The sequence below is a fragment of the Deltaproteobacteria bacterium genome, assembly GCA_016183175.1.
Classification (GTDB): Bacteria; UBA10199; UBA10199; order UBA10199; family SBBF01; genus JACPFC01.
This window is the reverse complement of record JACPFC010000020.1, coordinates 1-9,863: the sequence shown is the minus strand read 5'-3', so window position 1 is coordinate 9,863 and position 9,863 is coordinate 1. Positions and strand designations below refer to the sequence as shown.

The window sequence follows — 9,863 nt, the reverse complement described above, 5'->3', positions numbered from 1 at the left end:
GCAGGTTTCGTCGCTTGGCCCTGTCTCGCCGTCGCAATCGTCGCTCCACTGGTTGTTGGCGCAGGTTTGCGTGCCGGCCACGCACTCCCCTTCGTCACTGCCGCAGGACTGGGTTTCCCCTTCGGTACAGTTGCACCCTTCGTCCGATGTCCCATCGCAGTCGTTGTCGAGGTCGTCATCGCATGTGTCTGAACTCTCGGGTGTTGTCTCGCCACTGCAATCGCTCCAGGCGCCGTTGGCGCAGGTTTTTGTTCCGCCGGCGCAGATTCCCACATTTTCCGTGCCGTCGGCGCCGGTGTAGCATGCTTCGGTGAGATCCTCATCCACCGACCCGTCGCAGTCGTTGTCGGCGCCGTCACATTCCTCGGTGGAGGCCTCGCAGGGAGGTTCGATTGTCTTAACGGGAGGACAGATTCTGGCCTCGATCATGCCGGTTGCCCTGGCCAGCATGTAAACTTCGGGAGTGCTTGTCTGTCCCGCGACTGCCTGCTCCAGCGGAATCTTGTAAATCGTCCCTTCATCAAGGCTCTGGACAAGCAGATCGCCCGTGGAGCGCTTCACGGAAAGTTCGACCGGCGTTTTGATCTCGGCCAGCACGCTCAATGTATTGCCGGCGAGGTCGTACTTCAAAACCCTGTTTCCCGCGAGGTCGTTGAGATAGAGCGCCCCTTTGAAAATGACCATTCTTCCGCCCGGCTTGAAGTCGGTCGCCTTGAGTTCCGCCTTGATGTCGTAGAGGAGGGTCAGAGCGTCGGCGGTGTCCGTTTTATAGAGTTTGCCTTCGTCGGTCAGAAGATATTTGTTGCCGTCTTTGTCGAAGGTCAGTCTTTCCACCGTGATGCTCAAGTTCAAATCGGTGACCCCCTCCGGGGTTGCTTTGAGAACCTTGCCGGCGTCGGCAATGTAAAGGGCTCCGGTACTGCCAAAGGCCAGATCGGTGATTTTGGTAAATGTCTGGCTTGACAGTATCCGTTTGGTTGTTCCCGTCGCCAGGTCGGTTCTGAAGATAAGATTGTCGTCCTGCATCAGAAGGGCCTTTCGGTTTGCGATGAGGTCTTTGGGGGCCGTGAACTTCCTGATTTCAACCGCCGGCTCGTTGCTGGAATTGTTGCAATAGCCGCTGTTTGTCTCTCCGGCGGCTTTTTCCGTTCCATAGCAGAAAACGGTTGTCGGCGTTGAGCCGTCGAGGCAGGGGGAGGTCTCCTTGGCGACGATCTTGCACTCGGAGGAACATTCCTCTTTGGTCGAATCGGTGATGCCGGCGGTTCCGTCACATTCCTCACCTGAATCGACGGTCCCATCGCCGCAGGTGCCTGTGTCCGTTTCGACGACAAAGGTGCAGTCGGAGGCGCAGGTCTTGCCGGCCTCCGTGGCGGTTCCGTCGCACTCCTCTCCCGTGTTCAGGATGCCGTCACCACAGGTGCCGCAGGCGTTCCCGGTGGCGCTGGCGATGGTTTCGTTGGTGCATCCGGCCGTCGCGTCACAACTGTCTGTCGTACAGTCATTGCTGTCATTGCAGTCGAGGGCGGTGCCGTCGACGCAAGCGTTGCTGACGCAGGTTTCCATGCCGTTGCATTTGTCGCCGTCGCGGCAGTCGCTGTCGGCGGTGCAACATCCATCGATAGCTGTATTGGTGACGGTTCCTGTTGCGGGGTCGCAAGAGTCGGTGGTACAGGCATTTGAGTCATCGGTAGTGACCCCGGCGCAGAGGTCTTTTTTGGTTATTTTGCAGTCGGTGCATTCCTGCGTGGTTGAGTCGGTGATGCCGAGGGTTCCGTCGCATTCCTCCGGGGGAGTCAGTTTTCTGTCGCCGCAGTATTCAAGGGTACAGCTTAAGGAACAGCTTTGGCCCGCGGAAACCCCGTCGGTTCCGTCGCACTCTTCGACGCCGTTTTTGGTTCCGTCACCGCAGAACTCCAGAGCGGACGTGTCGATCGACGGCAATACGACACTCTGGAGCATGCTTTCTTTGAGTTGGTCTGTAAGATTCAGATTAAGATTAAGATCGCCTGATTGAGAATATCCGTTCGGGATGGCGCCCAGCAAGAGAGACAGAAACAGCACAAACGCCATAAAATGGCGGCCCTTACAGCGACGATATTTGATGATATAACTCAACCTGACCTCCTCTATTTACTGCCTTTCAGTTCACCTTACTGTACAAAGCAAAATTCAGGCCAACATGCCCTTCATCCTTAATTTCTTTCCGCGGGTTGACCGATTATGTAAAGTCACCTTGTATTTTAACAGGTTATAGATTGAATAAAGAAGTCAAAAATGGTCCGAACAAGACCGGAAACCAGGGTTCCAAACGATCAAAATGAGAATTATTCTCAAAATGAAAGAGAGAGAGGGTTGTCAAAATATTGACTGCTTGCTGAAATCTTGAAAAATTTATTTTACTAACTATTTGGAATAATTATGTAAAATTTTATACACAACCCGCGATTATGGCACCGTATTTGCTCCTAATAAGGGGAGACGGAACAAGAGGGAGGGGGATTTATGACGGTGCGATCTTCCGGGATCGTGGTGTTTGTCTTCATGATGTGGTTGATCCCTTCGGTTTGGGCCGAGGAGGTGGCATCGGCAGATTCGGTGGAAACAGATGAAGAAGAAACGGCCTGCGCCGATTTGAGTGAAAAAATTGATATCATGCTTGAGGCGTACGACAAGGTAAGTACTCAATTTAAAACGATTTCTGACAGAACTCTCTGTAACTCGATGAGTGACCAGTGCGAGTATTTTTATGCCTCGGCCCGCGCATCCCAAAAAGAATACCGTGAAGAATGCGATCCGGACTACGAGATCGTCAAGGTTGAAAAGTGCGATTATTCCGAAAATCCCTGCGTCAAACGACTTTATCAAAGGCGTACCGGATCGGTCGCCGGGACAGGTCAAGGTGTCAAAGATAACCCTTTTGGCGTTAAAATTTTGACGCTTTTTACGGGAGAAGAGGAGGAATAAGGCTCGAGTTTTTTCCACCCCAACAAAAGGGGGGGTTGAGATCACTTGATCGGTCTCGACCCCCTCTTTCCTTTTTGACTTTAATCATCCCCCCTGTCTATATTTGCCGCCGATGACTTTCTCCTTCTTCCGCCGAAGTGTGGGGGCCAAAATCGCGCTGGCCTCCACGGTGACCCTGCTGTTTGTGACGGCGTTGTTTCTTCTCATTTTCACTCTTCTGGATGTGACGCTTCTTTCCAAGTTTACCCTCCTTCAGTTGATCCCCGTTTTTGTCCTCCTTTTGGTGTTTGTGGAGGTCATTCTGGTCATGTTCACGGTCTCCCTTTTTGTCGACCGGCCGTTGCAAAAATTAAGAAACGTGATGCGGCTGGCCGAAGAGGGAAATTTTCTGGTTCGGGTCGAGATCGACTCGCCCGATGAAATGGGGAGACTGGCGGGGAGTTTTAACCGGATGCTCTCCAAAATCACCGATCTGGAGGCGCGCAAGATCGAGACCGAGCGCGAACTGATCGCCGCGCACGAAAGCCTCAAATACAAGCGGGAGCTGGAGGAAAAGGCGGCGATTATCGAATCCACCAATCAAAAACTGGAGGCCTCGCTCAAGGATCTGAAAATTCTCTTCCAGATCTCCCAGAGTTTAAGCCCCACGCTCGAACTCTCGGAGCTTTTGCACACGGCCACCCGGATTCTGACCGAAACGCTCAACTACCGCGAGTTCAGCCTTCTGTTTCTCAACGCGGGGCGGGAATATCTGGAGGTGGTCGCGGCCCACGGTTTTCGCGACAACGCCCGCATCCGCAGTCTTAAATTCAGGCCCGGCGAGGGGATTTCCGGGATGGTGGCCCAATCGGGCCGGACCGTTTACATTCAGGATACCGGAGCCGATCCGCGGTATCTGTATTACAAGGGGGAAAAGAGCGAGGCGGGATCTTTTTTGAGCATTCCCCTGATCACATCGGGAGAAGTGGTGGGCGTCTTGAACGTGGGTCACAACAAAAAGGGGGCTTTTTCGCCCACCGACGTGCAGTCGCTCGAATCGGTGGCCAACCAGATTGCCATCGCCTACGACCGCTCGCGCCTTTACATGAAAACCAAGGAGCTATCCGTCACCGATGAACTCACCGGCATTTACAACCGCCGCCACTTCCAGCAGGTGCTTCACATGGAATGGAAAAGGGCCACCCGGTTTATCCGCCCCATCGCCGTGCTGATGATCGACGTCGATTATTTCAAACGGTTCAACGACCGTTATGGCCATCTAAAGGGGGATCAGGCCCTTAAAGGTCTGGCCCGCCTCCTGTTGGAAAACCTGCGCGAGGTGGACACCGTGGCGCGGTTCGGGGGGGAAGAATTCGTTGTTCTTCTGGCGGACACCCGCCACAAGGATGCCCTTTCGGTTGCGGAAAAACTGCGGCGTCTGGTTGAGGAACGCTCCCCTCTCTTTATCGGGCAGGATTCGTCAACCAACCCGTTGACCGTCAGCATCGGCGTTTCGGCCTTCCCCGATACGGCCACGGGAGAAGAGGAACTGATCAGCACCGCCGATATCGCCCTCTATCGCGCCAAGGACAAGGGGCGGAACCGTGTGGTCGGTTATGAGGAGGGATTAAACCGCGAATTGCGGGTTGTCTTGGGCCCTGCCGAGCCTTCGCTGGTCTTGAACCGCAAGGCGTCAATTTGATTTGACAGTTCCGACACAAATAGGTTAGCCAAACGCCATAAGGGGGTAATAGCCATGAGTTTCAAGGAATTTTTCGACGAGGCGCTGACCAAGGGCGAACACATCAAAAACGAAATCGTCTCCGAGCTGACGAAGTCGAAACTGCTTCGCGAAATGTTGAAGAGCGATCATTTCGCGCGGGCGGTGTCGGGGGTGGTCCGCACCCGGGACGAGGTGGCCAAAAGCATCCGCAAAAACGTGAAGGCGGTTTTTCAGATCATGGCGGTCCCCACAAGGGACGATCTTGCCGGCCTGGAGCGCAAAATCGACGGCTTGGAGAAGTCGCTCGACCGCGTGGCCAAAAAGGTCATCACGGTCAAGAGCCTCAAAAAAATCAACCTCAAAAAAGCGGCCAAGCAGGTTCATCACGTTCACTAAAGCTTATCAATGAGTGAGCGAGGATCGGATTTACTCCGTCCGAGCGAACGGGGGGTACGGGGGCGCCAGCGGCAAAGCCCCCGATTTAATGGTGGCACAGAACAAAGGGACAGCATCCCAGGCGATCGGCATTTTTGATTCAGGCATCGGCGGCTTGACTGTTCTCAAGGAAATCCGGAACCAGCTCCCTTCCGAAGACATCGTCTATCTGGGCGACACCGCCCGCGTCCCGTTTGGGACCAAATCCCCCGAAACCGTTCTCAAGTTTACCATTCAAAACAGCCTCTTTCTTTTGGAGCAGGGGGTGAAGGCGCTGGTGATCGCCTGCAACACCGCATCGGCCTATAGTCTGGAATCGCTCCAGAAATTTTTCAGTGTTCCCGTGATCGGCGTCATTGAACCGGGGGCGTCAAGCGCCGTCTCCAAAACAAAAAACAGACAGATAGGGGTCATCGGCACGGAGGGGACAATCAGATCGCAAGCCTATCCGCGGGCGATCGCCAAACTTGATGCGGCGGTTAAAACAAAAGCAAAAGCCTGTCCTTTGCTCGTGTCGCTGGCTGAAGAGGGGTGGTTGGAAGGGGAGGTGCCCGAAAAGGTGCTTGGCACCTACCTGGCCGAATTTCGGGGGAACGGGATCGACACCCTTATTTTGGGGTGCACCCATTATCCGCTGTTCAAGCCGGTGATTTCCAAAGTTTTGGGTAGCGAGATTCAAATTGTCGATTCCGCCGTCGAGACCGCTCGTCAGCTGAACGAAACCCTTCATGATCTCCATCTCAAGCAAACCGAAAACAGAAGGGGGCAGACGAAAATTTTTTGCACCGACGCGCCGGAGCGGGTCGCCCGCGTGGGAAGATATTTTCTGGGGGATGAAATCCCGAAGGTGACGAAGGTGGAACTTTCATGAAAAAACCCTCCATTGCCCAGCTCGAAGAAATCGCCCACGAATTGAGGGTCATCATCCTCAAGATGGTTCACCACGCCAAGTGCGGCCACACCGGCGGACCCTTGTCCTGCATCGACATGCTGGCGGCTCTCTATTTTTACAAGATGCGCATCGATCCCAAAAATCCCTCGTGGCCCGACCGCGACCGTTTTGTCTTGTCCGCCGGGCACACGGCCCCGGCCCTGTATGCCTGTCTCATCAAGGCCGGATTCATTCCAGAGGCCGAGATGTGGGGATTAAGAAAGTTGGGGAGCGGTTTGCAGGGGCATCCAAAAAGGCATGTGGAGTGGGGCATCGAGATGTCCACCGGCTCACTGGGGCAGGGGATGAGCATTGCAAACGGCATGGCGCTGGCAGGGCGGCTCGATAAACGTCCGTACCGGGTATATTCCCTCGAATCCGATGGCGGCGCCCAGGAGGGGATGATGTGGGAAGGGGCAATGGCGGCAGGACATTACAAGCTTGATAACCGCGTGGCGCTGATGGATTACAACGGCATCCAGATTGACGGCTTTGTGAAAAACATCAAGGATGTTCATCCGCTGGATAAAAAATTCGAGGCCTTCAACTGGCATGTGATTGTCGTGGACGGCCACAACATGAAGGAGATTGTCGCGGCGCTGGACGAGGCCGAAAAAGTGAAAGGAAAACCGACCGTTCTCATCGGCAGGACCATTATGGGGAAAGGGGTCGCCATCTTTGAAAACAAACCGAAGTATCATGGGGTGGCCCCGACGGACGAGGAGATGGAGGCGGCGATGAAGGAGTTGGGCCATGCCTGAAATTGCTACAAGGGATGCCTACGGTAAGAAGCTGGCGGAGCTCGGCGACAAGTACCCGAATATTGTCGTCCTCGACGCCGACCTTTCTTGTTCCACCAAGACAGGAGTGTTTGGGGCCAAATTTCCAGACCGTTTTTTCAACATGGGGGTGGCCGAGCAGGACATGATGGGAACCGCGGCAGGGTTGGCTGTCTGCGGCAAGATCGTTTTTGTCTCCACGTTCGCCATTTTTGCCGCCGGGCGGGCCTGGGAGCCGTTTCGCCAGTCGATTGCCTATCCCCATTTGAACGTGAAGGTCTGCGCCAGCCATGCCGGCCTGACCGTCGGCGAAGACGGCGCCAGCCACCAGATGATCGAGGATATCGCGACGATGCGCGTGATCCCGGGCGTCTCCGTTTTTGTCCCGGCCGACGGGGTGGAGACGGAAAAGGTTCTGGAAGAGATTGTCCGGGTTGACGGCCCCTCTTATGTCCGCCTCTGCCGGGCCAAAAGCCCTGTTTTGTTCGATCCCTCCTATCGGTTCCAGATCGGAAAGGGAAATATTTTGCGCGAAGGGAAAGATTTGTGTATCTTTACGGCGGGGTTCATGACGGCTGTTGTTCTGGAGGCGGCAAAAAGGCTTGAGGAGCAAAAAATCTCGACCACCGTGGTGAATATGGCGTCGGTCAAGCCGCTTGACGCCGAGTTGATTGTCGCGCAGGCCCGCCGCCACAAATATCTTGCCGGCGTGGAGGAACATTCGGTGATCGGCGGCCTTGGCTCGGCCATTGCCGAGGTCCTGGCGGAAAAAGAACCGGCGCGTCTGATCCGGATTGGTGTCAATGACGAGTTCGGCCAGTCGGGGGACTATCTTTCGGTGCTGAAACACTATCGATTGGATGCAGAAGGTGTTGCAAACACAATTTTAAAGAGTATTCTATAAAAAAACTTATGAGAAGAAAAATTTGTCTTCTACTTGGCTCTGTTTTGCTTGTCGGCGCCGGTTTTCTGGCCGGCGTCGTCATTCGTCCGGTTTCGGCGTTAAGCGACAAGATCTATCAGGAGCTGGAGGTTTTTTCCCGCATCATCGAAATCGTGGACAAGAACTATGTGGAGCCGGTGGACGAAAAGGAACTGATTGAGGGGGCGATCCGGGGCATGCTCTCCTCGCTCGATCCGCATACCGTCTATCTTCCGCCCGACCTTTACAAGGAATTCAAGTCGGACACGACCGGCAAGTTCGGCGGCATCGGAATCGAAATCACCGTCAAGGACGACGTTTTGACCGTTGTCTCTCCGATCGAAGACTCCCCGGCCTTCAAGGCCGGCATCCGCCCCGGCGACCGGATCATCAAAATCGACGGCCAGCCGGCCAAGGAAATGACTCTTGTGGATGCCGTCCACCGGATGCGCGGCTCAAAGGGGAAAAAAGTGGTGTTGACCATCTGGCGCGAGGGGTTCGAGGAGCCGCGCGATTTCACCCTCGTGCGCGACATTATAAAGGTGGTCAGTGTCAAGCGTGAGTTGCTTGACGGGAACTATGGTTATGTACGGATAACCAGTTTTCAGGATCAAACCGCCGAGAGCATGCTGAAGGCCCTGAAAGACCTGAAGCAGGAGGCGGGAGGGGGTCTTAAAGGGATTCTCCTCGATCTGCGCAACAACCCCGGCGGTCTTTTGTCGGAATCGGTCGGTGTTTCGGATATTTTTCTCAACGATGGAGTCATTGTGTCCACCAAGGGGCGCGGGGACACAAAGGCGGAGATCAAAGAGGCCTCGGCGAACAGCGACTATGAAAATATGCCGATGGTGATTCTGGTCAATCACGGTTCTGCCTCCGCCTCAGAAATCGTCGCGGGAGCCCTGCAGGACAACAAAAGGGCCAGAGTTTTGGGAACGCAGTCGTTCGGGAAGGGATCCGTCCAGACAATTCTCGACATGGGGGACAAGTCGGCGCTAAAAATAACCATCGCCAAATACTACACCCCGAAGGGGCGCTCCATCGAGGGGCGCGGCATCACGCCGGATGTCTACCTGGGGCAGGAACAGTTGGAAAAGGATTACCCGAAAAAAGAAGGGGAGGAACAGCTCCCCCTTGCAGATTTTCAAAAGGCCGAGGCTGTTAAATATTTGAAGAATGTCGCCCGCTAACCCGGATTAAATTCCAAATCTCAAATTCCAAATTCCAAACAAATTCCAAAAAAACAAATTTCAAATGTGAAAACTTTTGTTTTTTTGAATTTTGTCTTTTTGTTTGGAATTTGAACTTTGGAATTTGTCATTTTTTAAAAAGGATATCCCAATTCCGTATAAATCTCCACCCCGTCCGACCCGCCGGCCACATCCAGACGGCCGATAATATTCGGCGGAACAAAGAGACGGAAACCGACTCCGCCAATCGGTTGCCAGTTGTTAAAACCGAGGTGCGATACGGCGTCAAAAACCCTTCCCACCTCAAAAAACGGGTCGGTGTGAATTTCAAATGGGATGCCGAAGAGCCGCCAGTCGAGCGCCTTGATCCTCTGTTCAATCTGAAAAACGATTTTCCCCTTGTCGACAAACCGTCCCGGAACGAAGGCACGGAATTCATCGGCCCCCCCCAGCGAACTCATTTCGTAGAAGGGGGTGTTTGTTCCAAAGACCTCCTGAAAATTGAAGCGCAGGGCGGTCATCCACCGGTTTTTCACCAGCGGGATCAGCTGGACCGCCTCCAAGCGCCACCCCTGAAAATTCTTGTCGCTCCCAAGCGCCTTGTTTGAAAAGAAGTAAGAGAGGCGGACTTTCGAACCGGACGTCGAATATTCCTTGTCTTTCCGGTTGTCAAAGACGAGGGCGAACTCGTCGATAAAATTGGTCGAATCGACAACGTTGGGGAGGGCGCCATAACGGGTCAACGTGTCATCGATGTCATCGATTGCGCGATTGAGAATGTCGGTCGTGTGAAATTTTGGGGCCATTTCCACCCTTAAGTGATCCATGAAATACCAGCCAAAGGCGGCGTCGAGCAAAAAATTCCGGCCGGTGAAATTGCTCTGATTGCTTTCAATCCTTCGGGGCCCGAGGCCGAAAAAACGCACAAAAGGGGTCT

At 54.1% G+C, this 9,863-nt stretch carries 9 protein-coding genes; 7 read left to right on the top strand and 2 right to left on the bottom strand.

Annotated elements, in window-relative coordinates; all coding sequences use genetic code 11:
* The coding region (locus tag HYU99_02310) for a hypothetical protein (protein ID MBI2339187.1) at positions 1-2,073 on the bottom strand (2,073 nt) is incomplete at its 3' end.
* A gap of 432 nt (positions 2,074-2,505) precedes the next feature.
* Here HYU99_02310 and HYU99_02305 point away from each other — a divergent pair.
* The 7 genes from HYU99_02305 to HYU99_02275 all read left to right on the top strand — a co-directional run bounded on the left by HYU99_02305 (position 2,506) and on the right by HYU99_02275 (position 8,926).
* Entirely contained in the window at positions 2,506-2,967 is a 462-nt protein-coding gene (locus HYU99_02305) for a hypothetical protein (GenBank protein MBI2339186.1), read from the top strand.
* A gap of 112 nt (positions 2,968-3,079) precedes the next feature.
* On the top strand, positions 3,080-4,648 hold the full coding sequence (locus HYU99_02300) for a diguanylate cyclase (protein MBI2339185.1): 1,569 nt from the start codon (positions 3,080-3,082) through the stop codon (positions 4,646-4,648).
* Positions 4,649-4,702: 54 nt separating this feature from the next.
* Complete coding sequence (locus tag HYU99_02295) at positions 4,703-5,065, top strand: phasin family protein (protein MBI2339184.1); 363 nt, start codon at positions 4,703-4,705, stop codon at positions 5,063-5,065.
* 88 nt (positions 5,066-5,153) lie between these two features.
* Positions 5,154-5,975, top strand: a complete 822-nt coding sequence (locus tag HYU99_02290) for a glutamate racemase (protein ID MBI2339183.1) — start codon at positions 5,154-5,156, stop codon at positions 5,973-5,975.
* Complete coding sequence (locus tag HYU99_02285; GenBank protein ID MBI2339182.1) at positions 5,972-6,796, top strand: transketolase; 825 nt, start codon at positions 5,972-5,974, stop codon at positions 6,794-6,796. Before HYU99_02290 ends, HYU99_02285 begins: the two co-directional genes overlap by 4 nt.
* Complete coding sequence (locus tag HYU99_02280) at positions 6,789-7,718, top strand: transketolase family protein (protein MBI2339181.1); 930 nt, start codon at positions 6,789-6,791, stop codon at positions 7,716-7,718. The genes HYU99_02285 and HYU99_02280 overlap by 8 nt, the downstream gene beginning before the upstream one ends.
* A gap of 8 nt (positions 7,719-7,726) precedes the next feature.
* The gene (locus tag HYU99_02275; protein ID MBI2339180.1) at positions 7,727-8,926 is read left to right on the top strand and encodes a S41 family peptidase; all 1,200 of its coding nucleotides are present in this window, start codon (positions 7,727-7,729) and stop codon (positions 8,924-8,926) included.
* A 134-nt stretch (positions 8,927-9,060) separates the two neighbouring features.
* Here HYU99_02275 and HYU99_02270 read toward each other — a convergent pair.
* On the bottom strand, positions 9,061-9,863 hold an 803-nt coding region (locus HYU99_02270), incomplete at its 5' end, for a BamA/TamA family outer membrane protein (GenBank protein MBI2339179.1).